The sequence below is a fragment of the Nocardia sp. NPDC006982 genome, from assembly GCF_042869435.1.
Lineage (GTDB): Bacteria > Actinomycetota > Actinomycetes > Mycobacteriales > Mycobacteriaceae > Nocardia.
Map to the genome: position 1 here is coordinate 340426 of NZ_JBIAFV010000004.1, position 26298 is coordinate 366723.

General features: G+C 66.1%; 17 protein-coding genes. 7 read left to right on the forward strand and 10 right to left on the reverse strand.

Annotation, left to right across the window (positions count from 1 at the left end):
- Positions 1–14 precede the first annotated feature (14 nt).
- Together ACFYOW_RS18610 and ACFYOW_RS18615 are read right to left on the reverse strand one after the other, a co-directional pair.
- Positions 15–371: a nitroreductase/quinone reductase family protein gene (locus ACFYOW_RS18610; RefSeq protein WP_387289386.1), complete on the reverse strand. Its 357-nt coding sequence runs from the start codon at positions 369–371 to the stop codon at positions 15–17.
- A 103-nt stretch (positions 372–474) separates the two neighbouring features.
- Complete coding sequence (locus ACFYOW_RS18615) at positions 475–1269, reverse strand: GTP-binding protein (protein ID WP_387289388.1); 795 nt, start codon at positions 1267–1269, stop codon at positions 475–477.
- A gap of 158 nt (positions 1270–1427) precedes the next feature.
- Here ACFYOW_RS18615 and ACFYOW_RS18620 point away from each other — a divergent pair, with 158 nt between their 5' ends.
- Complete coding sequence (locus ACFYOW_RS18620; protein ID WP_387290065.1) at positions 1428–1850, forward strand: Zn-ribbon domain-containing OB-fold protein; 423 nt, start codon at positions 1428–1430, stop codon at positions 1848–1850.
- A complete protein-coding gene (locus ACFYOW_RS18625) occupies positions 1843–3045 on the forward strand; it encodes a lipid-transfer protein (protein ID WP_387289390.1) in 1203 nt (400 codons plus the stop codon). Before ACFYOW_RS18620 ends, ACFYOW_RS18625 begins: the two co-directional genes overlap by 8 nt.
- 22 nt (positions 3046–3067) lie before the next feature.
- Here ACFYOW_RS18625 and ACFYOW_RS18630 read toward each other — a convergent pair whose 3' ends face one another.
- Positions 3068–3802 carry an alpha/beta hydrolase gene (locus ACFYOW_RS18630; protein WP_387289392.1) on the reverse strand — a complete coding sequence of 245 codons (735 nt, stop codon included), beginning with the start codon at positions 3800–3802 and terminating at the stop codon, positions 3068–3070.
- A gap of 265 nt (positions 3803–4067) precedes the next feature.
- On the opposite strand from ACFYOW_RS18630, the gene ACFYOW_RS18635 reads away from it, so the two are divergent.
- Positions 4068–4619: a dihydrofolate reductase family protein gene (locus ACFYOW_RS18635; RefSeq protein WP_387289395.1), complete on the forward strand. Its 552-nt coding sequence runs from the start codon at positions 4068–4070 to the stop codon at positions 4617–4619.
- A gap of 41 nt (positions 4620–4660) precedes the next feature.
- Here ACFYOW_RS18635 and ACFYOW_RS18640 read toward each other — a convergent pair whose 3' ends face one another.
- The 5 genes from ACFYOW_RS18640 to ACFYOW_RS18660 form a co-directional block, all read right to left on the reverse strand.
- The gene (locus ACFYOW_RS18640) at positions 4661–6655 is read right to left on the reverse strand and encodes a protein kinase (RefSeq protein ID WP_387289397.1); all 1995 of its coding nucleotides are present in this window, start codon (positions 6653–6655) and stop codon (positions 4661–4663) included.
- Between the two features lie 54 nt (positions 6656–6709).
- Positions 6710–7363: a response regulator gene (locus tag ACFYOW_RS18645; protein ID WP_387290067.1), complete on the reverse strand. Its 654-nt coding sequence runs from the start codon at positions 7361–7363 to the stop codon at positions 6710–6712.
- A 38-nt stretch (positions 7364–7401) separates the two neighbouring features.
- On the reverse strand, positions 7402–8775 hold the full coding sequence (locus ACFYOW_RS18650) for a sensor histidine kinase (RefSeq protein WP_387289399.1): 1374 nt from the start codon (positions 8773–8775) through the stop codon (positions 7402–7404).
- Positions 8776–8922: 147 nt separating this feature from the next.
- Complete coding sequence (locus ACFYOW_RS18655; protein ID WP_387289401.1) at positions 8923–16074, reverse strand: SDR family NAD(P)-dependent oxidoreductase; 7152 nt, start codon at positions 16072–16074, stop codon at positions 8923–8925.
- A gap of 58 nt (positions 16075–16132) precedes the next feature.
- Entirely contained in the window at positions 16133–17731 is a 1599-nt protein-coding gene (locus tag ACFYOW_RS18660; RefSeq protein ID WP_387289404.1) for an acyl-CoA carboxylase subunit beta, read from the reverse strand.
- Positions 17732–18302: 571 nt separating this feature from the next.
- Here ACFYOW_RS18660 and ACFYOW_RS18665 point away from each other — a divergent pair.
- The 3 genes from ACFYOW_RS18665 to ACFYOW_RS18675 all read left to right on the forward strand — a co-directional run bounded on the left by ACFYOW_RS18665 (position 18303) and on the right by ACFYOW_RS18675 (position 21938).
- Positions 18303–18659: a hypothetical protein gene (locus tag ACFYOW_RS18665; protein WP_387289406.1), complete on the forward strand. Its 357-nt coding sequence runs from the start codon at positions 18303–18305 to the stop codon at positions 18657–18659.
- Positions 18660–18732: 73 nt separating this feature from the next.
- Entirely contained in the window at positions 18733–19449 is a 717-nt protein-coding gene (locus ACFYOW_RS18670; protein WP_387289408.1) for an ABC transporter ATP-binding protein, read from the forward strand.
- Positions 19446–21938, forward strand: coding sequence for an FtsX-like permease family protein (locus tag ACFYOW_RS18675; RefSeq protein ID WP_387289410.1), 2493 nt, complete (start codon positions 19446–19448; stop codon positions 21936–21938). The genes ACFYOW_RS18670 and ACFYOW_RS18675 overlap by 4 nt, the downstream gene beginning before the upstream one ends.
- 285 nt (positions 21939–22223) lie before the next feature.
- Here the strand turns inward: ACFYOW_RS18675 and ACFYOW_RS18680 are convergent, their stop codons facing one another.
- The gene (locus ACFYOW_RS18680; RefSeq protein ID WP_387289412.1) at positions 22224–24416 is read right to left on the reverse strand and encodes a serine/threonine-protein kinase; all 2193 of its coding nucleotides are present in this window, start codon (positions 24414–24416) and stop codon (positions 22224–22226) included.
- Positions 24417–24679: 263 nt separating this feature from the next.
- Between ACFYOW_RS18680 and ACFYOW_RS18685 the strand changes: the two genes are divergently transcribed.
- Positions 24680–25567: a hypothetical protein gene (locus ACFYOW_RS18685; RefSeq protein ID WP_387289414.1), complete on the forward strand. Its 888-nt coding sequence runs from the start codon at positions 24680–24682 to the stop codon at positions 25565–25567.
- On the opposite strand, the gene ACFYOW_RS18690 is transcribed toward ACFYOW_RS18685, so the two are convergent.
- A complete protein-coding gene (locus ACFYOW_RS18690) occupies positions 25564–26229 on the reverse strand; it encodes a response regulator (protein ID WP_387289416.1) in 666 nt (221 codons plus the stop codon). The two genes, ACFYOW_RS18685 and ACFYOW_RS18690, sit on opposite strands and share 4 nt — an antisense overlap.
- Between the last annotated feature and the right edge of the window lie 69 nt (positions 26230–26298).

Here is a 26298-nt window from a genome sequence, read left to right on the forward strand (position 1 = left end):
AACGGCACTATGGGTTAATCGACCTCGTTCAAGCGCACAATGACGCTGACGCGGCCCTTGTCATCGCGTCGGGCAACAGCATGCCCGGACCTTTCGACGCCGTCCAGCTTCAGCGAGATGGGGCCACCCGCGCCGAGAAAGTTGCGCCACCACCTCTTCTGGTCCGGCATGCCGACCGCGATGGTGACCTCGTCGCCAGAACGTCGAAAGCCCACCGGCGTGCTGATGGTGCGTCCGGAACGTCGGCCGACATAAGTGATCTCGGTGATCGCCCGGCTCACCCGAGGCCCGATCCATGGTGCCTTGGTCAACGCCATGACGCCCGCGTTGAATCCGCCCGCAACAGGCCCCAACACCGCTTTGAGCTCCATCGCACCTCCTTACCGCCAAGGTATCGACCACCAAACTAGCGGACCGCCGCGCGTTCGGCAGGGCAGCGATGGCGGCACGAACACCGCCCTACGGCAGCGTCCGTCAATAGTCGAGGGCATGTTCCGGTTGACAGACGTGCATGGGAGACGGCAAATACCGGACGATGGCGTCCAGGAGCGGGGCGATGTCGTCACTCCATGGCGCCGCATCACACAGGACGGGCACCGCGTCGCCGATGCGTGTGAGGCAGCGGATGCGCTCGTGCAACTGTTCGGGTGGTGGGATCTCGCGCAGGCCGAGGACGGCGTCCGAATCTGCCGCATCCCGATCCATCACCGTGGCCACGAGGTTGCGGTACCACTGCTCGGCGACTTTCCAATGGCTGCCGTAGAATTCGTCGGCCATCGATTCGAGCGCCCACATCGGGACCAGATCGATGACGCCTTTGAACTCGGTACCGATGCCGATAGGAATCTGCAGCGCCAACGGCACCGCCCCGCGCGTCTCGGTGATCGTGCGGACGCAGCGGTCGAAGTCGGCGGCGGGATGATCGAGTCCGGTCACCAGACACAGCCGTGCGACCTGATGGTCGTCGGCAAGCCGCAGTATCGTCCCGAGTCGCGGGGTGCTCTCCACGGCAGCGTTCACGACCGTGATCACCCCGTCGGCTACCCGGATGGACCGCTCCAGGTCCGCGATGGGCGCGCGGCTCGACAGCTCGGCGATATGAATAGTGTGATCGACACGGCCCGTCACCCAATGGACCGTGGCCGCCGCGCCGGACCCGGTCCTGGCGAAACGGCGGAACAGGCGGTGGACGAGCCGCGTCGTCTCGTCGGGGTCCCCGATGATCGTGACGTTGCGGATCGACTGCGGGTCAATGGCTTTGCTGCCCATCGGCGTTGTGGTACTCCAGGTCGACTCGAGGGGGCTCGTCGCGTCCTCAATCCGCACTCACCGTACCTCCGCGCGTACATCGCCGGAGCAGATTTCCGCCCCAAAATAGAACGTGTTCCTATAACGTCGGGTTTGTGCAGAAAGAACAACGGCCCGCAGTGGCAGATTGGTTCACTGCGGACGACGGCGCGGTACGTCTCGTGGGAACTCGCTGCAATGTATGCGGCACACCGTATTTCCCGCGGAACACGCTGGCCTGTCGCAACCCGCAGTGTGCGAGTCCGAAGGACGGCTCCGAGCTGGTCGAGTACCTGTTCTCGACGCGTGGCCGGATCTGGTCATATGCGGATGCCCGGTACAAGCCGCCCCCACCCTATGTCTCGCCCGATCCGTTCGAGCCGTATGTCGTCGCGGCGGTGGAGCTCGAGGTCGAGCAGATGGTGATTCTCGGGCAGGTCGTGCGCGGCCTCACGGTGGACGACCTGGCCGTCGGCATGCCGGTCGAACTGACCGTCGGGGTGCTGTACGAGGACGAGGACGCCGAGCACACGGTGTGGATGTGGAGGCCGGTCGATGCCTGACACGAATGATCGCGACATTGCCGTCCTCGGTGCGGGCATGCACCAGTGGGGCAAGTGGGGGCGCAATTTCGTCGAATACGGGCTGGTCGCGGCACGCGCGGCGCTGGCCGATGCCGGGGTGGACCACCTCGACGTCGGCTACATCGCCGGTGCGGACACGATCCGCAACGGATACCCCGGTTTCGTATCCGGTGCGACATTCGCCCAGGCGTTGGGCTGGTCGGGTGCGCGGATCTCGAGCAGCTACGCGGCCTGCGCCTCCGGTGCGCAAGCCATCGCCAATGCGCGTGCCCAGATCCTGGCCGGGTTGACCGATGTAGCGCTGGTGGTCGGCGCGGATGCCGCCCCGAAGGGCTTCTTCCAGCCGGTCGGCGGTGAACGCCGCGACGATCCGGACTGGTTGCGCTTCCACCTGCTCGGTGCCACCAACCCCATCTATTTCGCGCTCTATGCCCGTCGCCGGATGGCGCTGCACGGTGCCACGCTCGACGATTTCGCCGCGGTCAAAGTAAAGAACGCCAAGCACGGCCTGAACAACCCGTACGCCCGCTACCGCAAGGAGGTTTCGGCCGAGGAGGTCGCGGCCTCGGCGATCGTCTCGGACCCGCTGCGGCTACTCGACATCTGCGCGACCAGCGACGGCGGTGCCGCACTGGTGTTGACCTCGATGGAGTACGCCCGCCGCCACGGCGTCACCGACCCGGTCCGGATCCGGGCGCTGTCGACGGTCACGCCGACGTTCCCGAAAACCGTGCTCGACCTGCCGGATTTCGCGACGGACTCCGCCGTGGCCGTCGAGCCCCCGCCGCACGCGTTCCGTTCCGCCATCGCGCACGCCGCGTACGAGGAGGCCGGGCTCGGGCCCGCCGACCTGTCCTTCGCGGAGGTCTACGACCTCTCGACCGCTCTGGAGTTGGACTGGTACGAGGACATCGGGCTCTGCGACACGGGCGGCGCCGAGGAACTGCTGCGCAGCGGCGCAACGACTTTGGGGGGACGTGTACCGGTGAACCCCAGTGGTGGGCTGGCCTGTTTCGGTGAGGCGATCCCCGCACAGGCGATCGCTCAGATCTGCGAGCTCACTTGGCAACTGCGCGGCCAAGCCGACAGCCGCCAAGTGGAGAACGCCCGTGCAGGCATCGCGGTGAATCAGGGCCTCTTCGGTCACGGCTCGGCAATCATCGCCACCCGCTGAACCGAGGCCGATATCGCCCCACTCACTTCAGGTGCCGAGCGAAGAACCGGTTCGCCTCCTCCCCGGCGTACTGCGGGACGCCGGTGTGCCCGCCCATATTGGCGTGCAGCGTCTTCTCCTCGGAGCCGAAGGCGTCGAACAGGTCCAGGGCCATCTGTCTGTCGTTTCCTTCGTCGTCCCATTGCAGCAGGACATGCAGCGGAATGGTGACCTGTCGGGCCTCCTCGAGTATGGCGCGGGGCACGAAACTACCGGCGAACAGAACCGCGGCCGCGATGCGTGGCTCGACCATCGCCAGCCGGGTGCCGATGGAGATCACCCCGCCCGAGTAGCCGACCGGGCCGCCGATCTCGGGCAGCGCGAGGAGGGCGTCCAGGGTGGCCCGCCATTCCGGGACCGCCTTGTCGACCAGCGGGAGGATGAGCCGGTCGATGATCTCGTTGTCGACCGGCCCGCCAGCCGCCAGCGCCCGGTGCAGGTCGGTGAGGGCCTGATCAGCGGTGGCCGAACGGGGCCGGTCACCGCTCCAGGGGAGCTCGATGGTGGCCACGGCGTAGCCCTCCGCCGCGGCCTGCCGGGCCCTGGCTAGCAGTCGCGGGTACGCCGTGCGCAGCCCGAGGGGAGGGGGGCTGACCAGGATCAGCGGCACCGGTTTGGATGCGGATCCGGGCGTCCACAGGATGCCGGGGATCTCGCCGAGGGTGAATTCGCGCTCGAGGATGTCGTCGTCGAGGCGCTGTTCGGTAATGAATTGCACGGTCGTGCCTTTCGGGAGTGCTGCTGAACGGCGCTCCCGGACGATTTATCGCCCGACCGTGACCCCGGAGGGGAGCACCCATGTCGATACTGCGTTCACGGATACCACCTCCTCGTTCTCTTGCACGGCCTCCGGAAAAGTAGCAGTGGTAACCGTGGTCCGCCAACGGGTTTTTGCGGAGGCTCCGGGACCTGATGCCACAGAGCCACTCTTTTTGTCCGATGAGCGCCGATGAATTTCCAACGCGTAGGAGGTCTAACCGGTCATGAGGAAACTGATCTACGGGTTGAGCGTGTCCCTGGACGGCTACATCGAAGACCGCGACGGCCGCATCGACTGGACCAACCCGGACGATGAGCTGCACCAGTTCCACAATGACCGCTACCGCGAGATCGAGGTCTCGCTGCACGGCCGTCGCCTGTACGAGCTGATGGCCGAGTACTGGCCACACATACCCGAGGACGCGCCGCGTATCGAGCGTGAATTCAGCAGGCTCTGGACGGAGAAACCGAAGGTCGTCTTCTCCCGGACGCTCACCGAAGTCCACTGGAACAGCACACTGATCAGCGAGAACGCGGTCGAGGAGGTGCGCAGGCTCAAGGCTGGAGGCGATGGCGTCATGGAGGTCGGTGGCGCGAGCCTCGCGGCCTCGCTGATGCCACACGGGCTCATCGACGAGTACCAGCTGTTCCTCTTGCCCGTGGTGCTCGGGGGCGGCACACCGCTGTTCCCATTGCTGGACAAGCGCATCCAGCTTCGATTGGCCGAGACGAGGCACTTCAACACCGTGGTGATGCTGCGCTATCTCGCCGACTGAGGTCCGTTCAACCGCAACAGCCGTGATGTCACTTTCCGGTGTCAGTAGATATAGACCACCGCGTTTTCACCGCCGGTGCAGGTCACCAATTGTCCCTCCGCGACGCAGTTCATGGTGTAGGTCCGGCCGGTAACCGGACTGGCTGCCACTACCGAGCGCGATGAGCGCGAGACGTTCGTGGCGGCGGATTCGGCGTATGCCTTGCGGACCGCTTCGGCGAAACCACAGCTGGTGACCGCGGATCCGGTGGCCGACTGGGTGAAGCTGCCCGCGACTGGTTGACCGTTCGTGCAGTTCGTCGCGCCAGCGGGCAGGGTGACCGAGGTGGGTGCGGCCTTGGTGGTCGAGGTCGACGGCGATGTGGTCGAACCGCCTCCGGTGCCGATGGCGGCCGTCGTGGTCACCTGCGCACCTGCCTGCACATTCGAATCCTCGGACTTGCCGGAGCCGAGCACCTGCCAGCCGATGGCACCGCCGACCGCAAGCACAACGATGACGAAGACGGTGACCATGATCGGCAGCATGACCGATCGATCCCGCTGATCCGGATCCGCGGCGGGATCCTGTACGTAGTAATCGTTTTCGTAGTCGGGTTCGGCATAGCCCTGCGGCGAATACTCGGCCGGTCGTGGCGACGGCCGGTACGGGGTGGGCGCCGCATGGGCGGGACCGCGCGGCGGCTCGAATGGCGGTGTGCCGGAGAAGGGTTCCGGCAATGGGACCCGGCGCGTCTCCGGAGCGGACGAATCCTGTTGCGCACCATAGTGTTCCGGATACTGCCGCGCCGGGTATCGAGCCTCCGGGTACCCCGCTTCGGGGTAATGCGATTCCGGATACCGCTGAGTCGGCGGAGCCGCCGGATCACCCGGGTACCGCGGTGCCGGCAAGTGCTGCGGAAACTCCGGCGGCGACTCCTCGTACAAATGCGCATCCGGAAACGGCCGCACCTGCCGACCGACCCCGGGCGACCCGAACGGCGGACCCGCGGGCTGCTGCGGCGGCAACGGCGTGAACTGGAGATCGGCGGGCGAGACCACCGTCGGCGCGGTCGGATGGATCACCGCCGGAATCGTTCCCGTCGACTCCGCGGGCGAGGCCGGACTGCGGTGCACCACAGCCTGATCCGACGGTCCGCGCGACGGATCGGGCGGCCGCACGATCAAGGTCGGCGTATTCGCGGCGGGCGCGGTGCCGAGTGCGGCCCTGGCCGCGCGCGCCAGATCGGTCGCGGTCGGGAAGCGATCGGCGGCCTCCTTGGCCATGCCGCGGGCGATCACCTCGTCCATCGCCGGGGGGACGCCCGGTCGCTGCACGCTCGGTCGCGGCGGCGCCTCGGTGAGGTGCGACCGGATCAGCCCACTCATACTCCCGGCCGGGAACGGTGTCGCTCCGGTGAGGCATTCGTGCAGTACACAGGCGAGTGAGTAGATATCGGCGCGACCGGTCACCGGTCCGGAATCGAATCGCTCCGGGGCCATGTAGGTGTACGAGCCGATCGCCATGCCCGCCTGGGTGACCGCGCTGTCGCCCTCGATATGGGCGATGCCGAAGTCGACCAGGTAGGCGAAATCCGCCTCGGTGACGAGGATATTGGCCGGTTTCACATCACGGTGCACGAGACCATCGGCGTGCGCGGCATCCAAACCGGCCGCGATCTGCTCGATGATGCCGATCGCGCGCTCGGCGCTCATCGGCCCCTGATTGCGCAGGATCTCGCGCAGATCGGTGCCGGGCACCAGCCGCATATCGATGAACAGCACACCATCGATCACGCCCCAGTCGTGGATCGGGATGATGTGCGGTTCGGCCAACCGCGCCGCCGCCTGTGATTCGCGACGGAAGCGCACCTGGTAGACCGGGTCCCTGGCGAGTTCGTCGGACAGCAGTTTGACCGCGACCACGCGGTCCTTCACCGTGTCGTACGCCTCGTAGACTTCGCCCATACCCCCTTTGCCGATCAGTGCTCTGAGCTCATACGGCCCGAACCGACTGCCGACTCTCCATCCAGGTCCGTCCACCCCGTCATTCCTCCACATCCCGGGCAAAGATCGCCCATCACCAGCTCCGGGTATGCGCGATCCGGCTGCCCGTCAACCCGTGGATTGTCCTGGTGCGACCACCCCGTGGTCAAACGCAAACACGATCGCGGCGGCCCGATCCCGCAGCTCCAGTTTGCCGAATATATGTCCGACATGGCTCTTGACAGTGACTTCGGAGATGCCGAGGTCGCGTGCGATCTCGGCATTGACGCGCCCGCGCCCGATCAATTCGAGCACCTCGTACTCGCGTGCCGTGAGTTCGGAGAGTCGGCTGTCGGCGCGGGTGACGGCGGGGCGAACCGTCCGATATGCCGAGAGCACCCGACCGGTGACCGACGGGTCCAACCAGGCCCCGCCGACGGCGACCGTGCGGACGGCCCGGATGAGATCTTCGGCGGGCGAATCCTTCAGGATGAATCCGGCCGCTCCGGCCCGCAATGCGCCGGAAAGCAGCTGGTCGTCGTCGAAGGTGGTGAGCACCAGCACCGGCGGCGCACCGTCGCGCGCACGCAGCATGCGGGTCGCGTCGATGCCGCCGACGCGCTTCATGCGCAGATCCATCAGCACGACATCGGGTCGGTTGGCCGCTATCGCGGCGGGTACCTCGTCGCCGTCGGCGCATTCGATGACCAGGAAACCGTCGCGCCGCCGCAGTATGCGCCGCAGCCCGCCGCGGACGAGTTCCTGATCGTCGACGACCAGCACGGTGACCGTCTCCTCGCCACCGGCAGCAGGCAATGTCGTCACGCGCCCTCCCCCACCGCGCCGTCGCGCCGCATGTCACGCATCGCAGTCGCGGCCCCATGGATCACGTCGGGCAGGCCGCACGGCATCGACCAGGCCCGCGCGCCGCTGAGCGGGAATTCGGCTCGCACCGTCCAGCCGTCGTCGTAGGGCCCGGTCTTGATGCGGCCACCGAGCAGTTCGGCACGCTGGCGCATACCGGACAGTCCCATCCCGCCGCCCAGATCCGGCGGCAATTCCTTGGGCAGCGAATTGTTCACGATGAGCCGGGCCACCGACGAGTCCACCTCCAACAGCACGGTCGCGGTCGCGCCGGGCGCATGTTTGATCACATTGGCCAGGGACTCCTGGCCGATCCGATAGAGCGCGAGTCCGACCGCAGCGGACACCGCGGACAGATCCTCGGTACGGGTATAGCGAACATCCAATCCGGCCCCGGCGAAATCACCGACCAGATCATCGATATCGCGGATGCCGGGCTCCGGAACGAGTTTGGACGGCCGGGCGTCGAGCAGGCCGATGGTGCGGCGGATATCGGCCATGGCCTGCCTGCCGAGTCGCTCGGCGTCGACCAGTGCGTCCACCGCTTCGTCAACGTCACGGTCGGTCTGCAGTGCGTGCCGGGCGGCTGTCAGATGCAGCAGGGTGATGCTCAGCGAATGCGCGATGACATCGTGCACCTCGCGCGCGATCCGGCTGCGCTCCGCGTCGGCGGCGCGTTCGGCCCGGATCTGCTGACTCTGACGTTCCTGATAAAGGAATTTGCGCTGGTACTGCAGCATCACGCCGACCAGCCAGCCGAGCGCGATCCCGACGATGTACATCTGCAGGCCGGCCAACCGCTGACCCGACACGCTCCACATCAGATGACCGGCCGCGTCGAAGGCCATCAACTCGAGTACCGCGACCACCGCGAACAATGCGCTGAAGCGTTTTCGCACGATGGCCGCGACTTCGCCGACCATCACCACCAGGATGAACGGGGAAAGGTCGGACGACACCGGCTGGGTGAGCATGATCGCCGTCGCGACCAGGCCGGAGACCGCGAGCAGGATCGGGCTCGGCGTCACACCGAAGAAGCAGAACAGCGGCACCGAGACGAAGACCAGGACGAGCGCCAGAATCGGCAGCGCGGTCGGAAAATATTCGTGGCGCTGAATGACCGCGCCGACACCGACCACAAGCAGAGCCGCATCGGCGCTGATCATCACCGAGGGCGGATAGTCGAACGGCAGCTCTTCGAGATTGCGGCGCAGGACCGCGACCGGGTTGCGTACGAAGGCCACGAACCGATCCCGGACGCGCCCACTCTCGCGGAACGGTATCGCCGGTTGGGCGCCCGCCGACGATGCAATGGCGTGGGTCACATCCATCCTGTAAGGCTAACCGCCAGGTCGGGACCGGTGCATCGTGCCCGGAGCGGGCCGCGGCTCCTACCGCGGTAGGAGATCGATTCGCGTCCCTGGCACGAAGACACCGTATTTCGCCGTCCGTAGCGTGCGATCTACCGAACGGATCAGCTATCCGGCCCCAGGTGGCCTTGACGTGGACCGGGTTTGTCGTTCGAGCGTTTTCGTCAGCTGTTCGATCAATTCCGGGAGGTGGTTTCGGAGATAGAAGTGATCCCCTTGGTAGACGTAGGTTGTCACGGGACCGGTTGTCTGCTTATCCCATCCCGCCAGATGCTCGGGCTTGCAGAGCGGGTCATCATCACCAGTGAACAGCACAACAGGGCAGTCGAGCGGAACCGATGCGGCAGTGTATTGATAACCGCGGTACATGGTGTAGTCGTAGCCCAGGGCCTGTGTGGCTCGTTCGAACAGACCAGGTTCCTGCCTGATCTCCTGTGGTATGAAGGCCAACGCCTCCAGAGCCTCCGGACTCGGATGACGAAAAAGACGTTCCGACAGTTGGGCCATTCCTGGGCCGTCGGGTGCCGGTACGGCCGAGATCCCGAGCGTCACCGGAGTGATAGCGTGGCCAGCCCACAGCGCACGAGCGGTCTCGAACGCCAGCAGGCTACCGCCGCTGTGCCCGAAGAATGCGAACGGACGACGATCCGGGTCCGCCGCGATCATTGCCGCGAGTTCTTCAGCCAGTGCGAACAGATCGCGCCGTGGTTCCTCGTCCGCCCTGTCTTCGCGTCCAGGCAATTGGACGGCGTGCAACTCGACGTGCTCGGGAAGCAGCTCACTCCACGGCAGGTAGGTCGATGCCGAACCTCCAGCGTGGGGGAAGCAGAACAACCGTGTCGCGGCGTCGGGCCGTGGCGCAAACGTCTTGAACCAGCGTCCGGCCGCGACGACGGTGTCGGTACGAACGCTGGGCGTCTGCTCATCGCCCGCCCCCGCCTCCAGATCGAGGCGTTCCAGGAGATAGTCGACCAGCTCGCCCGCACTGGGATGCGTCCACACGATGGTGGCAGGGACCTTCACCTGCAGGTCCGCTTCGAGCCGGTTGCGCAGCTGGAGCGCAGTCAGCGAGTCGAATCCGAGGTCGGACAGCACCGTCTTCGAGTCGACCGAGGCACTGCCGAGTCCGAGTATTGTCTGCGTGCACACACCGAGGTAGCTCAGCGCGAGCCGGATCCGCTCATCGGGGGCGGCGGTCCGCAGCCGGGAGTTGATGCCGTCGTTGCTGCCCACCTCTGATTCCCCCGCCGCTCGCTCCGGCATGTCGCCGAAGAACCGAGATTCGGCCGCACCGGGAGAAGCGTGGAACCAGTGTTCGGGATCGTAGATGAAGACGCCCGCGTTGGTCCGCTCGTGGTCGATCAGATCCGCCAGGCAGCGCAGACCCTCGGCGGTACCGAACGCCGCGTACCCGCGCTGGCCCAGCTCCGTTGCCCGGCCGGCATCTCCCCACACGCCCCAGTTGATGGCTTGTGCCGGCAGCCCGCGCGCCCGTCGCCATCTGGCGAAAGAGTCGAGCCAATCGTTGGCGGCGGCATAGTTGCCCTGTCCCGGGCTGCCGAGAAGCGAAGCCACCGAGGAGAAGAGCACGAACCAGTCGAGTGGGAGCTCACAGGTTGCCTCGTGCAACCGCCACGCGCCGGTCGCTTTCGGCCGCCATACCCGGTCGAGCCGGTCGGCACTCAGCTGGCTCAGGGCACTGTCATCGAGGACCGTCGCCGCGTGCAGTACCCCCGCCAAACGCCGCCCCTCCGCTGTTGCCGCCGTGACGAGTCGTTCGGCGACACCAGGTTCGGCGATGTCGCCGCGGACGATATCGATCTGTGTACCCGCCGCGCGAATGTCGGCCAGCACGGCGACGGCCGATTCGGCAGGCGCCGATCTGCCATTGAGCACGATCCGGCCGGCGCCGCGGTCGGCGAGCCAACGGGTGATTTCCAGGCCGAGCCCGCCGAGTCCGCCAGTGATGACGTAGCTCGAGCCTTCCCGGACGACCGGCGTGCTGCCCTCCGGAGCCGCGACCTCGATCTCGCCCTCTTGCGGAACCGTCAGGATCAGCTTGCCGATGTGCTTGGCGGCCGCCATGTAGCGCAACGCGGTGGCCGCCTCGGTGAACGGAAATTCGGTACAGGTCGGCGGGTCGATACGACCAGCGGTGAACTCCCGCACCAGTTCGTTCAACAGATCCCGGATCAGAGGCCGGCGTTCTCGTCCGAGGACGGCCAGATCTACGGCGGCCACCGTGACGTTGCGGCGCAACGCCAGCAGTCCCAACTTGGCGTTGGCGTAGATATCGCGTTTGCCGATCTCCAGGAATCGCCCACCGAGGTTCAGCACTTCCAGGCCCGCGAAGAGCGCGGGTCCGGATAGCGAATTCAGCACGACGTCCACTCCTTCGCCGCCGGTGGCAGCGAGGGTCTGGTCGACGAAGTCCAGTGACCGGGAATCCATCACCTGCTGCACGCCGAGTTCGCGGAGGTAGGAGCGTTTGCGATCGCTGCCCGCCGTGGCGATTACTTCCGCGCCGAGTGAGCGCGCGATGGCGATCGCGGCCAAACCGACTCCACCGGTGCCCGCGTGGATGAGGATTCGCTCGCCGGCACCGAGGCGGGCGATCCGGGTCAGCGCGTACCAGGCGGTCAGGTAGGCGGCGGGCACACCGGCCGCTTGAATGTCGGTCATCGCTTCGGGTACCGGAACAACAACTTCCGCAGGCATGGTGACAAAAGTGTCGGCCGTGCCGTCGTGGAACGCCATGACCCGCTCGCCGACCCGCACGTGGTGCACTCCAGGACCGATATCGGTGACGACGCCGGCACATTCCAGGCCGAGTCGGCCGGAGGTGCCGTGCAGGTCGGGGAACATGTCGAGCATGTGCATGACGTCGGCGAAGTTCAGGCCGATGGCCGTGGTCCGGATCTCGACCTCACCGCGCCCCGGGGCACGACGCGGTCGGGCGACTAGGCCGATCGTGTCCAGATCACCCGGGCGAGCGATGTCGAGCGAGATCCGGTCACGACCGTACCGTTGGATCCGCTGCGGCCGTGTTCGCCAGGTTTCGTCGCTGATCCGAGCGTTGACCAGCCGTGCCGTCCAGCGTTGCCCGCCTCGCCATACGATCTCGTCGTCGGGACCGTCGGCGAACAGCTCGGCGACGAGATTGCGCAGGTGGCGCGTATCCGGCTCCACGTCGATCAAGGTCGTGCGCAGACCCGGGTGCTCGCACATCGCCACCCGGCTCACACCGCGCAACCCAGCGTGCTCGAGGGTAGGCACCTCGTCTCCGGAGATCGCCTGAGCACCTCGAGTAATGATCCACAGCCGAGGCATGCCGGTCTCGGACTCGGACAACAGCACGGTCAGATCGATCAGGCGCATCACCTCGTCACGGCACGAGTCCGCGATATCCGGCTCTGCTGAAGCCGATGAGGTCGCGAGGAAGACGACGTCCGTCACGGAGGTGAGCGCGCTCGTCACCGCTGGCGCGGACAACGACGTACCCGACGCTCGGGCGCTCAGCAGTGTCGCGGTCGCCCCGGATGCGGTCAATTCGGCACACAGAGCCGCCGACAGCGGATTGTCGTCGTTACCGAGGAGCAGCCATGTCCCGCGTGCACTGGTCGTCCCTTCCAGCGGCACAGCGGTCCACCGGAGCTCATGGAACAATCGCTCATGCCCGCGCGTGGGTGTTTTCCGCTCCATTGGCGCGAACCGCACGTTTGTTGCCTCGGCCAGAACGGAGCCGTCCGTCGCGAATATTCGCAGTCGACCGATCGCGCCGTCCGCCGAAGCCGAAACGAGTGCCGCCTCGCAATATGCTGCCGCACCGGCTGCGGCGTAAACCCGCAGTGATCCGACACCCACTGGGAACAGCATCCTGGTACCGGCACTGCCGGTGGCAGCAACTGCCGAGATGAGCAGAGTCTGCAGGCATGCATCGAACAGGACCGGATGCAGACTCACCGGGCCGGCGAGGGCACGGGCGGCAGGCGGCACAGCGACCCGCGCGAGCATCCTCCCGTCCCCGGCGCGGCGCAGACTCTCCAGTCCGGCAAACGCTGGGCCATGGTGGTAGCCGTCCGCGCGAAGTTCCGCATAGCCACCCTCGACGTCGATGTGCTCGGGATAGACCGCATCCAGGGCAACCGGATCGACCGGCTCGAAACCGATCCCCTGCGGCAGGTACCGCAACTCGGCGGTCGCGTGGGTAATCCACTCGTCGTCGCCATCACCCTTGCTGACCATCTCCACGATCGCGGTGTCATCGCCGCGTGGACTGAGCGAGGTGTGGAGCGTGGTGTGTTCGCGCACCGGCAGTAGCCGGACGAATCTGATGTCGGACAGCTGTACATGCTCTACGGCGCAGTCGAAGAATTCGATTCCGGCTGCCAGTGCCGTCTCGCAGTACACCGCTCCCGGCAGTACCGTGACGCCTTCTACTTGATGATCGGCGAGCCATGCTTGTGCCCCTGTGCCCACATCGACCTGCCACAGATGCCTGCGCCCGGCCTCGGGGACGACTGTGTGTATACCGAGCAGCGGTGGCCGAATCTCGTCCGCCAGCTGTCGCGCCGGGTGCGGCAGCGGCAGATCAATCCAGTGGCGGATCCTGTTCCATGTGGTCGCCGGCGCTGCGACGAGGGTTCCGTGCCCATGACGCTGACCGAAGTCGATGGGAACACCGACGCGGTACAGACGGGCCAGCTGGCCGGTGATGGTGCGCAGATCGTCGTTGTCGCGGCGAATGGTATGCGTGACAACCGCATCGACGTCGATCTCCTGCAGCGTCTCACGCATCGCGTGTCCGACCAAGGGGTGTACCGAAATTTCGAGGAATACGGCATGCCCATCCTCGGCGGCCGCCTGCACCGCATGGGCAAACCGCACCGGTTTGCGCAAATTATCCGCCCAGTAAGCGCCGTCGAACAGCACGGTTTGCCGCGGATCGTCGGTGACGGTGGAGTAGAACGGCACAGTGGGCCGTTCAGGACGGATATCGGAGAGCGCCCCGATCAGCTGAGGAGCGTAGGGGTCCAGATGCGGTCCGTGTGCTGCCACGTCGGACGCGACGAATCTGGCCATGAGCCCACGCTGCTGCCAGTCCTCGACAATCTGTCGCACCGGTTCCGGGCCGCCCGCGATCACGGTGGCACGCGGTGACGAGATGACCGCCACCGTAACGTCGGCGACCCGACGCAGTTCCTCCGCCACCTCCTGGTGCGGAAGGTCCACCGATGCCATGGCACCGGTGCCCGCCAATGGAACCAGCTGGGCGGCGCGGCGGCAGCTGACTCGCACGCCGTCCGGTATGGACAGGGCACCGCAGACCACCGCGGCCGACACCTCGCCCATCGAATGCCCGAGTACCGCCGCCGGTCGCAGACCAAGGGACCGCCACACCGCGGCGAGCGCCACCTGGGTGGCGAACAGGGCGACCTGCACCCGGTCGATCTCGGTGACCACCGTCGGGGCGCGCAGCGTCTCGGTCACCGAGAAGCCGGCCTCGGCGGCTACTAGTGGCTCCAGTTCGGCGATCGTCGCGGCGAAGACCGGATCCTCGTCGAGCAGTCGACGTCCCATACCCGCCCATTGGGAACCCTGCCCAGAGAACACCCACACCGCCCCTTCGGCGGCGGCGGGAACAGTGTCGCCGAGCGAATCGTCCTGGTCATCGCCCGCGGCGACTCGGTCCAGACCGTCGATGAGCTCGTCCACGGACTCGGCAACCACACCCGTCCGAGACCGGTGATGCGAACGTCGCACCGCGAGCGTATGCACCACATCGCCCAGTTCGACTCCGTCTCGGTTGTCGGTGAGCCAGCGGGACAGCCGCGCGGCGCTCGCACCGAGCATTCCGGGCGCCGTCGCCGAGAGCGGCACCAAGACCGGACGCGGTGGGGAGTCGGTCGCCGTCTCGGCGGTGAACGGATCCGTGTACTGCTCCAGAACAATGTGAGCGTTGGTGCCGCTGAATCCGAACGACGACACTGCTGCCAGCCGCGTCGGCGCGTCCACCGGCCACTCCGTCGGCTCGGTTGGCACGAAGAAGCGGGTGCCGTCCGGGGAGATTTTCGGATTCCACTGCTGGAAGTGCAGATTCGGCGGGATGACACCGTGCTGGAGCGCGAGGACGGCTTTGATGAAGCCCGCGATTCCCGAGGCCGATTCCAGATGGCCGATATTCGATTTCACCGAACCCAGTGCGCATCGTCCCGCGCCGTTGCCGTAGATCAGCGTCAGCGCGCGGAATTCGATCGGATCGCCGACCTGGGTCCCAGGGCCGTGGGTCTCCACCAGCCCCACCAGGCCGGGATCGATGCCCGCCTGTGCGACCGCGGCAGCGTAGACCATGCGTTGGGCATCTTCGGAAGGGTGAACGAGTCCCTGCGACCGTCCGTCCTGGTTGATCGCGGAGCCGCGAATGACCGCGAGCACCCGGTCACCGTCGCGTTGCGCGTCCGAAAGCCGTTTGAGGACAACGATTCCGACGCCCTCACTGCGCACCAGACCATCAGCGCGAGAGTCGAAAGCATGACAGCGCCCGGTGGGTGAGAACATCCCCCACTGCGTTCCGGAGAGCATGAACTCCGGGGTCAGCATGATGTTCGCACCACCGGCCAGCGCGAAATCGGATTCCCCGGTTCGCAGGCTTTGAACGGCCAAATGGGTAGCAACCAGCGATGACGAGCAGGCGGTGTCGATGGCGACACAAGGGCCGTGCAACCCGAGAACATACGAGACCCGCCCTGCCGCGGTGCAGTGCACATTTCCGATGGTCGCGGCATAGGCATCTATCGCGTCGTAGTGCGTGCCGAGGCGGACGGAGTTGTCCTGGCTCCACAGTCCGACGAACACACCACCCTGGGATCCCGCGACGTCGCGTGGTGGGATGCCGGCGTGTTCCAGTGCTTCCCAAGAGGCTTCCAGCAGTAGCCGATGCTGCGGGTCCATCGACGCGGCCTCCGCGGGAGAGATACCGAAAAATGCGGCGTCGAAGCCGGTGATGTCGTCGAGTGTGGCGGACCAACGAGTGTTGGAGCGGCCTCGCACCTCTCGATCCGGGTCGTAGAAGGCGTCGACATCCCACCGGTCGAAGGGGCCCTCACGCACCGGGTCCCGCTTCTCGATGAGCAGCCGCCAAAGATCGTCCGCCGACTCGACCGAACCCGGCATGCGGCAGGCCATCCCAACGACCGCGATAGGTTCGTCCAGTCGCCGCGGTTCGTCCATCAGCAGATGTGCGATGTCACCGATCACCATCGGCATTTCCTTTCAAACAACTACTCCGACTGGTACCGGCGCAACAAGGGGGATTTCTCTACAGTGGTATGTTTCCGTGCCGCTTCGGATGCGATGGCTCGCGCTTGTCGTTCATGATGGAAAGTGCGGCTGCAATATTCCGCCGCGTCTCGGACGGCGCGATCACCGCATCGACATATCCGCGTTCGGCGGCCCGGTAAGGCGTGCAATGGGTTTGGTCGTATTCGTCGATCAGCTTGCTGCGAACAGCTTCTGGATCCGCTGCGCCGACGATCTGGTCGCGGTGCAGAATATTTCCTGCGGCCGCCGCGCCCATCACGGCGATCTCGGCGGTCGGCCAGGCGAAGCAGATATCCGCGCGCAGGTGCTTGGAACCCATGACAACGTACGCTCCGCCGTAAGCCTTACGAATAATCGTGGTGATCTTCGGAACCGTGGCCTCCGCGTAGGCGTACAGCAGTTTCGCACCACGTCGGATGATGCCATTCCATTCCTGGTCGGAGCCGGGCAGGAATCCGGGTACATCGACCAGTGTGACGATCGGGATATTGAATGCGTCGCAGGTCCGCACGAATCTCGCGGCTTTCTCCGATGCGTCTATGTCCAGACATCCGGCGGATTTCAGTGGCTGATTTGCCACGATCCCGACCGAAGTCCCGTTGATCCTGCCCAGACCGCAGATGATGTTGGGTGCGAACAGTTGCTGTACTTCGAGGAAGTCGCCATCGTCCACGATGGCATCGACCACCGCGTACATGTCATACGGCTGGTTCGCGGAGTCGGGGACCAGCGAATCCAGCGTGGACCCGACCCGGCTCTTCCCCGCGGCATAGACGGGCGGGAGACTGTAGTTGTTGCCTGGTAGGTAGGACAACAGATCCCGCACATAATCGATCGCATCTTCCTCGTCCTCAGCGAGATAGTGCGCATTGCCAGAACGAGAGTTGTGCACCTGAGCGCCGCCGAGTTCCTCGAGCTCCACCCGCTCGCCCACCGCGACGGCCAGTACATCGGGGCCGGTGACGAACATATGTGATGTCTTGTCCACCATCACGACGAAATCGGTGAGCGCGGGCGAGTACGCCGCGCCTCCAGCGCACGGGCCCATGATGATCGAAATCTGCGGAACGACACCCGACATGCTGACGTTCCGGAAAAAGATCTCACCATAGAGCGCCTGCGCGACCACCCCCTCCTGGATTCGCCCACCAGCTCCATCGTTGATACCCACCACTGGACAACCCGCCTTGGCGGCCAGATCGAGGATCTTGCAGATCTTTTCGCCATGCACCTTTCCGAGCGTGCCACCGAAGACGGTGAAGTCCTGGGCGAACACCGCAAGCGGCCTGCCATCGACGGTGCCATGGCCGATGACCACGCCGTCGCCGTTCGGATGGTCGTCGACATCCGAATCGGTCGAATGGTTCCGTGCGAAGGCATCGAGTTCGACGAAGGAGCCGGGATCGAGCAGAAGCGCAATGCGTTCCCTGGCAGTCTTCTTGCCACGTGAACGTTGCCTGGCAACTGCACGCGGCGTTCCAGGGGATCTGGACCGGGCTGTCAGATCATGTAACCCCGCGAGCTTCGCCGCCGTTCCATACCGACCATTGCCAGGCTCGGTCGTGCGCCGGTCCGCGATCGGATTGTTGGTCACCATGAACGACTTTCCGGGGTCAGAGATGGCGAGCAGCGGAGATTTTTCGCCATCGAATTGTGGGTCGCGACGGTATCGATCGGAGCCGATCCGGTCAACCCCGCCGGGGCGTGCTGTATCAGGGCGGTCACCACTGATTCGGTTGTCGGTCCAGCAGTGCATGCTGTGGACTTGGTGTCCTGTTCTGCGGATTCGGTGCTGTTGCTGGCGGCGCGGGGATTGGGCCAGCTCCACGCCGACGTAGCGGTGGCCTTTCGAATTACCGAAAAATCTTTAATATCCGTTGACAAAGCGCGCCGCGACCGCGACCGCGCCGACCTGACCACGCTCGGGTCGGCTCGATGTCGTTCACATCCGAGCTGATCGTCGCGCCCGACAACCAGGCCGCCCCTCGCGCAGCACCAACCCGGCCAGCACTCGGTCGCCAGCGCCACCACGTCGGGGCGGTGCATCGTGCTCGGAGCGGGCCGCGGCTCCTACCGCGGTAGGAGACCGATTCGCGTCCCTGGCACGAAGACACCGTATTTCGTCGTCCGTAGCGTGAGATCTACCAAATCACGGAAGGGCATATGCCATGTCCGATCATTTCGAGCGACCTGCAAGCAATCGCAACGGATGGGAAGATCACCACCGCCGAACCGAGATCGTGCACACCGTGCTCACCCGCGCGGCCATCGATCCGGCCAGCCCCGACCTGTTCGCGCAGATCCCGGAACTGGACCGGTTGTTCGGCGGACCGGAGGGTCTCTTACTCGCGTTGCGATATCGGTGGAATATCCATCTCGACGCGAAATTGGACCAGGCACTGGTGCAGGGCCAATCCACGGTCGAGGCCTATCTCGAACTCGCCGCCGAACAACCGGTCCTGCGCGCCGTGCTCGACGCACAGTATCGCCGCCGAGTTCAGGCGGCCGAGGCGATGGCGCGATAACGGCAGGTGCGACACTGCGGTGCGCCACAATCGAGCAAGATCGAATAGTTGAGAAAGAGGGTGGGGGACCGCCATGTCGGACCAGGCCATGCTGGAACTGACGGATATCACCAAGGAATATCGCGTCGGCGAACAGGCGGTGCGTGCACTGGACGGCATCAGCCTGCGCATCGAATCCGGTGAATTCACCTCGATCATCGGGCCGTCCGGCTCGGGTAAGAGCACGCTGTTGCATCTGCTCGGCGCACTCGATACCCCCGACTCCGGGTCGATCCGCTTTCGGGGTGCGGAGATCGGCGGCCTCGACGACGAGCGGCAGTCCGAATTCCGCCGCCACCGTGTCGGTTTCATCTTCCAGTTCTTCAATCTGCTACCAACCCTCACCGCCTGGGAAAATGTCGCCATTCCGAAGCTGTTGGACGGCACCGGATTGCGCAAGGCCAAACCGCGCGCGCTGGAACTGCTCGACTTGGTCGGGCTCAGTGAACGCGCCGCCCATCGGCCCGCCGAATTGTCCGGCGGTCAGATGCAGCGCGTCGCGGTGGCGCGGGCATTGATCATGGATCCGCCGCTGATCCTGGCCGACGAACCGACCGGCAATCTGGATTCCAAGACCGGTGCGTCCATCCTGAAACTGCTCGGCGATATTGCGGGCAACGGAAACTCGGTGGTGATGGTGACCCACGATATGGGTGCTGTCGAATACTGCGACCGGGTGATCACGTTGCGCGACGGGCAGATCGGCTCCAATGACAAGGTCGATATCACCATGCGGACGGTGCGCGCGTGATCGGCGCGGCATGGGATCGGCTGCGGCTGTTCAATATCGGTGAATTGCTCGCCCACCGCAGCCGCACCCTCATGTCACTGGCGGTGATGTCCATTTCGGCATCGCTGCTGGTCGCGGTGTTCAGCATCGCCGGTTCGGTCACCGGTTCGGTGGACCGGCTCACCCGCAGTCTCGGCGGCAATGCCGTATTGGAGGTCACCGGGATTACCGACGCGGGCTTCGATCAGCAGGAACTGCAACGCATCGCGACCACACCCGGCGTCGACAAGGCAGTGCCGATGTTGCGCGCGCAGGTCGGATCGGGCGCCGATAAGGCGTTGCTGATCGGCGCCGACATCAGCATCACTGCACTCGGCAGCAATCTGGGCGGGCCGATGGCCGCGCAGGCGAGCAAATTGCTCACCGTGCCGAACGGTGTCCTTGTCGGATCCGGAATGGGGCGCGCCGAGGGCGAACACTTCCTACTCGGTTCTGGAACCGTCACTGTCGCAGCGGTTCTCGATAAAAAGACCGCCGAGCAGCTCAACGGTGGCCACATCATTGCCGCCCCGCTCGGGCTCGCGCAGAAACTCACCGACCGCGTCGGGCGGCTGGACTCGATTCAGATCATCGCGGCCGACGGCACCGATGTCGACCAGTTGCGCGAGACGCTGACCAAGGTGGTCGACGGACGCGCCGTGGTCGCCGATCCCGGGCTGCGCACCGCACAGGCCGGTGGCGCCATCCAGATCGTGCGGTACTCGACGCTCATGGCCTCGGCGGCCGCCCTGATCGTCTCGGCATTCCTGATCTACAACGCGATGAGTATGGCGGTCGCCCAGCGCAGGCCGGTGTTGTCCATGCTGCGGGCGATCGGCGGCAAGCGCGGGCCGATGGTGCGTGATCTGCTGGTCGAGGCGGCGCTGCTCGGCGTGCTCGGCGGGTTGGGCGGCGCGGTGGTCGGTGCCGCCATGGGTGGCGTCGCGATCGGCAAACTTCCCACCGCCATCATGCAATCGGTGGAGGCGCGCACCGAATACATGGTGCCTGGGTACGCGATTCCGGTGGCGATCGGCGCCTGCGTGGTGGCCAGTGTGCTGGCGGCTGCCATCGCGGCGCGCCAGGTGTACAAGGTCGAACCGATCGAGGCGCTGGCGCCGGTGGGGGTGGCGCGCACCGATGCGACGAGTGCGGCACTGCGTTGGACCTCGATCGTGCTCGGCGCCGGCCTCATCGTCGGCGCGATCGTCATTGCCGAGACCGATCTCGGCCGCATGTCGCTGGCGTCGATCTCGATGTCGTTCGCGGGGGCGGTGACGCTGTGCTTCGCCGCTACCGGACCGATCGTGCGGGCCGCCGCGGCGATCGCCGGACGCTTCGGTGCACCTGGCACGCTCGGGGCCACCACCCTCGAACGCGCACCGCGGCGGGTGTGGGCCACCGCGATGACGGTGATGATCGGCGTATCCGCCACCGTCGCGATGGGCGGGGGCTCGCGCAATATGGTCGATTCGGCCACCGCCTCCTTCGCGGGCTTCAGCGACACCGATCTGTTCGTCAGCACCAGCTCCATGGAGCAGTTCCCTACAGGTCCGTTGCTGCCCAACGGATTACGCGAGAAGATCGCCGAGGTGCCCGGTGTCAGGGAGGTCGGGCCCGCGCAGATGGCCTTCGCCACCCTCGGCACCGGACGGGTGATGTTGCAGGGATATCCGAGCGAGGCGGACGAATCCGAGACCGGCTCGGTGAGTCGAGAAGTCGTGGCCCACTTGGCCGCCGGGGACGGGGTGGCGATATCTCGGGATGTCGCGCGATCGCTCGGCGTCGGCGCCGGGGCCGAATTGACCCTGCCGACCCCGACCGGCAACCACACCGTGCGGGTGCTGGACGTGATTCCGTATATCTCGGCCATCTCGGGCGTGGTCGTGATGAATCTCGACCAGATGCGCGCGTGGTATCAGCGACCGGGTGAAACCGTACTCGCGGTGCATTTCCAACCGGGCGTGGACAAGTCGGCAGTGCAGGCCGCCGTGCGGCGCGTGGTACCCGCCGATATCCACGTCGACACCGGCGCGCAAGCGGTCGTCGCCATCTCCTCCAGCCTGCGGCAGGGATCGGCGATCAGTTACGCCATCTTGTGGATCGTGGTGTTGGTGGCCACCGTGGCACTGCTGAACACCCTGATGCTCTCGGTCCTGGAACGCCGCCGCGAACTCGGCGTACTGCGGGCCATGGGCACCAGCCGCAAATTCCTGCTGCGCTCGGTGCTCGCCGAGGCCGTCGGCATCGGATTCATCGGCGCGGCAATAGGTCTCGCAGCCGGCGCGGCGATCCAATACCTGGCCACCGTCGCCGTCGGGCATGCGCTGACAATCGACATCGCGTACCAGCCGAGCCCGATGCTGCTGGTGTACGGCTCCGCCGCACTCGCATTGGCGCTACTCGGATCGATTCCGCCCGCGTTGCGTGCGGCGCGCATGCCGATCGTGGAGGCGTTGGCGGTCGACTGAGTCCCGATCGGGCTGCCGCATTGCGCGCGGCGGCCCGATCGGCTTGTTCGGCAAGCGATACGGCCGTGCATGCGCCGCGATGGTGAGCGGGCATGGGTGATCGACTCGTCCGTGCGCAGTGTCGTCGGGTCAGGCTCCTCGCGCGCAGGACTGCGGTCCCAACAGCAGATGCGCCCAGCTCGGGTTAGTTGCTCGGTCCGGGCGGCACCAGGTGGACTGGTCGCGTGTGGCGCGCCCAATATCCAGACTGCCGAGTCGGCACCAGTTCAGCTGTCCAGCAGGCAATTACAGCGGTGCCGCGTCCCACCAGGCAGTGAGTGCGTCTTGGGCCGTCGGTGTCGGCGGCACGGTTTGCACTCCTCCGGCGGTGCCGTGGTTGCTCACGTACACCAGGAAATTCGAGCGGACCGGGTCGGATTCGAAGCTCACTACCAGTTTGGCGGTGTGGTAGAAGGGCTGGAGGGGGCCGGGTGGGTCTTCCACGACCCAGCGGTGAGTGTTGACCGGGATTCCGCTTTTCTTACCGGCCGTTGCGACATTGGCGGGCAGTGCCTGGACCACGGCTCGGGCGTCTGCGGCGGAGGCGTATTCGAGAATGGTGTAGCTCATCTGCGTGGTGGCCTGGGTTTCGCGATGGCATTCCCATGCGGTGACCCAGGGGCTGGATTTCAAGGGTTCGTCCTCGATCCCCAGCGCCTCCCCGGCCTCCGATGCCATGCAGCGCGCGTCTTGATAGGCCTCGCCGAAATCGTCCTTGCCCTGCGGCACCAGATTCGGAAAAAGCCTGCGGCTCTTGGCAAGTACATCGGACGGAGCGGCCGCCGTCGTGGCGGTAACGGGTGACGGCACGGCGGCATCGGGCGGGCCTTCCGACTCCCAGCCGACGACCACGAGCGTGCCCATTACGGCGATCACCGCGACCACGATGCCGGCGGCGATCCAGCCGACCAGCACGGCCGTACGCCGGCCATGGGTCGGAGTCGGTTGCGGGCCAACGGCATTCGGCCCGAAAGGGGGTGGTGCCGCGCCAGGCCGCAGCGCAGACGGCGGCTGTTGCGGCGGCTGACCCGGCATCGGTGGTCCCTGAGTCGGCTGGCCCGGAATCGGCGAGCCCTGCACCGCTGGGGCCTGCGCCGGTTGGCCCTGTACCGGCACGTCCTGCATGGGCTGGCCCTGCGCCGGTTGCCCCTGCGCCGCTGGCCCCTGGGTGCCCTGCTGAGGCGGAGCTGCCTGCTGCGATGCCGCCGGATAGGCCGCGGCTTGCGCTGCTCCCGGCTGAGGTGGAGCCGCCGGATATGCCGCGGCCTGTGGTGACCCCTGCGCCGGTGGCCCCTGCGTCGCTGGTGCACCCGGCTGCGGCGCCGCTTGCTGCGCAGGTGCCGCAGGGTAACCCGCGGCCTGCGGCACCCCCGACGCCATCGGTTGCTGTAGCGGTGGATAGGCCTGCGGCGCAGCACCATATCCAGCGGGCCCGACCGCCTGCGTGGACTGCGCGAAGGCCCCCTGATCAGCGGGCACACCGAATCCCGGCGCGGGCGGCACGGATCCGACGGCCTGTCCCGGATACACCGGTGGGAAGCCGGGATTCACCTGCACGGTGGCAACCGGCGGCGCGGTCAATGCCTTGCGGGCCGCGGCGGCGAACTCGACACATGTCGCGTACCGATGTTCGGGACGTTTGGCCATCGCCTTGGCGAGCACGCCGTCCAGCGCGGGATTCAAACCCTGGCGTCGGGTCGCCAATGGCGCGGCGACGTGCTGCAGATGCCCGCGGATGATGTCGTTCGGATCGGGCGCGTCGAATGGCGCCATGCCGGTGAACAGCCAGTACAGCGCGCACGCCAACGAGTACTGATCGGTGCGGTTGTCCAGTTTGGCGCCGGTCATCTGCTCCGGCGAGGCATAGGACAAGGTGGCGCTGAACATGCCGGTCTGGGTCAGGTGCGTGGAGTCCTCACGCAACCGGGCGATACCGAAGTCGGTCAGGAATACCCGCTCGCCCTGCCCACCGCTGGAACGGGCCAGCAAGAAGTTGGCGGGCTTCACATCCCGATGCAGCACACCCATGCCGTGCGCGTAATCCAGTGCCGCCGCCACACCCTCGATGATCTGCACCGCCCGCTCCGGCGGCAGTGTCATCGGGTCGACGGTCGCCGCGTCGACGCCGTCGATGTACTGCATGGAGATCCAGAGTTGATTGTCCTCGGAGCCGCGGTCGTAGACGGCGACGATATTCGGGTGGTCCAGATGCGCCGCCAGATCGGCCTCCCGATCGAAGCGCGCACGCACCTCGGCGTCGGTGAACAACTCCTGATTCAGCAGTTTCAGCGCCGTCTGCTTACCGAGGCGGGGGTGTCTTGCCAGGTATACCGAGCCCATACCCCCCTGGCCGAGCAGCCGCTCCACGGTGAACCCGGCGAACACCTCACCGCTGTTCAGCAACGCGACCCCCTTCAGGTGACTGCGGCTCTCGGACATCGGTCGTCCGAGCGCGTAAACAGAGTTGTGAGCCTACCGGGTAGCCCCTTGGCCACGCCGTTTCGAATTCTCCGGGAAAATCGGCGAAACTATCAACAGGGCGTCAGCACCGTGTCGGCTCCTTGCGCGACTCGGTGCTGATTGCGCGACGTCCGGTCACCGACCGGGCGGGTGTGACGAGGATGTTTTTCGCACCGCCGATGGAACAACGGGTGTCAGGTTGTGGTGGTGCGGAGAACGCGGCGGTGAGGTCTACAAGAACGATGGTGAATTATCGGGTGGCGCTGCGCGGCGCGGCACTCACGGTTTTGGTCACGCTCACCTCCTGTTCCCTCTTACCCAGCACCCACGACGCACCCGCGGAGCCGACGCTACCCGTCGAAAGGCCCGGATCCTGGCATCCCGGCTGGTCGATCTCGCGGCCCGATTCGCTGGCCGCCGATTTCACTCAACTGCAGCCGAATCTGCCGGGGCAGGTCGGGATGGCCATCATGCCGGTCGGCGGCGGCCGGATGACCATCTTCGGCGACTGGACCAGCGGCATCGCCTGGTCCACCATCAAGGTGCCGCTGGCCATCGCTGCGCTGCGACACGACCCGACCGGTGCCGTCGAATACGCGCACGAGGCGATCACTGTCTCGGATAACGATGCGGCCGAAGCACTCTGGGAGTCCCTCGGTGACGGCGAAGAGGCCGCGCGGGCCGTTCAGGAGGTCCTCGACGAGGCAGGCGACGCGTTGACCAATGTGTACGGACCGAAGACCAGCATGGACTACATCGCATTCGGCGCGACCGAATGGACGCTGGCCAATCAGGTGCGCTTCGCCTCGCAGCTGCCGTGCCTGCCCGAGTCCGCCACCGTGGTCGAGCTGATGGAACAGATCACGCCGGAACAGCGCTGGGGCCTCGGCACCATCGAGGGCACCGAATTCAAGGGCGGCTGGGGGCCCGACGATGAAACCGGCGTCTACACGGTCCGTCAGTTCGGCATCGTGCCGACCCGATCCGGCGGTGTCGCGGTCGCGCTTGCGGCACAGGCGGATTCGGGCAGCTTCGAGGATGCGACCGCCTTGCTCGATCGGCTGGCCCGGCTGCTGTCGCGACACCTCGACGATCTCAACGGCGGTAAGTGCCAGCAGCAGCCGCGCTAGCCAGGGGTGACCAGACCGGATTCGTAGGCGAGTACGACCGCCTGTGCGCGGTCGCGCAGATTCAACTTCGAAAATACCTTGGAGACATGGGTTTTCACGGTCTGCTCGGCGACGAACAGGGCGGTGGCGATCTCGGTATTGGACATGCCCTTGGCGATCAACTCCAGCACCTCGCGTTCACGCGGAGTCAGTGACGCCAGCGCGGGTGTGGGTTTGACGCGGCTCGCGCTACGGCGGCGGGTGACATCGGCGATCAGTCGGCGGGTGACCGTCGGGGCGAGCAGGGCTTGGCCGTCGGCGACCACGCGCACCGCGCGCACCAACTCCTCGGCGGGTGCGTCCTTGAGCAGGAATCCGCTGGCGCCGATGCTCAACGCCTCGTAGACGTAATCGTCGATGTCGAAGGTGGTCAGCATGAGGACCCGCACCGGCGGGTCGAAGCCGGCGGCGAGGATGGCGCGCGCGGCGTCGAGTCCGTTCATCTGCGGCATGCGCACATCCATCAGCACCACATCCGGGCGCAGCCGCTTGGCCTCGGCGACGGCGACCTTGCCGTCCGGCGCGTCACCGACCACGCTGATATCGGATTGGGCGGCGAGCAGGGCGCCGAAACCCTGACGCACCATGGCCTGGTCGTCGGCGATCAGAACAGTAATTGCCACCAACAGAGCCTATCCGCCTACTCAGGCCGGACAAGTTGGGCGCCACATGCGTCACCTTCAGGTGCGCGG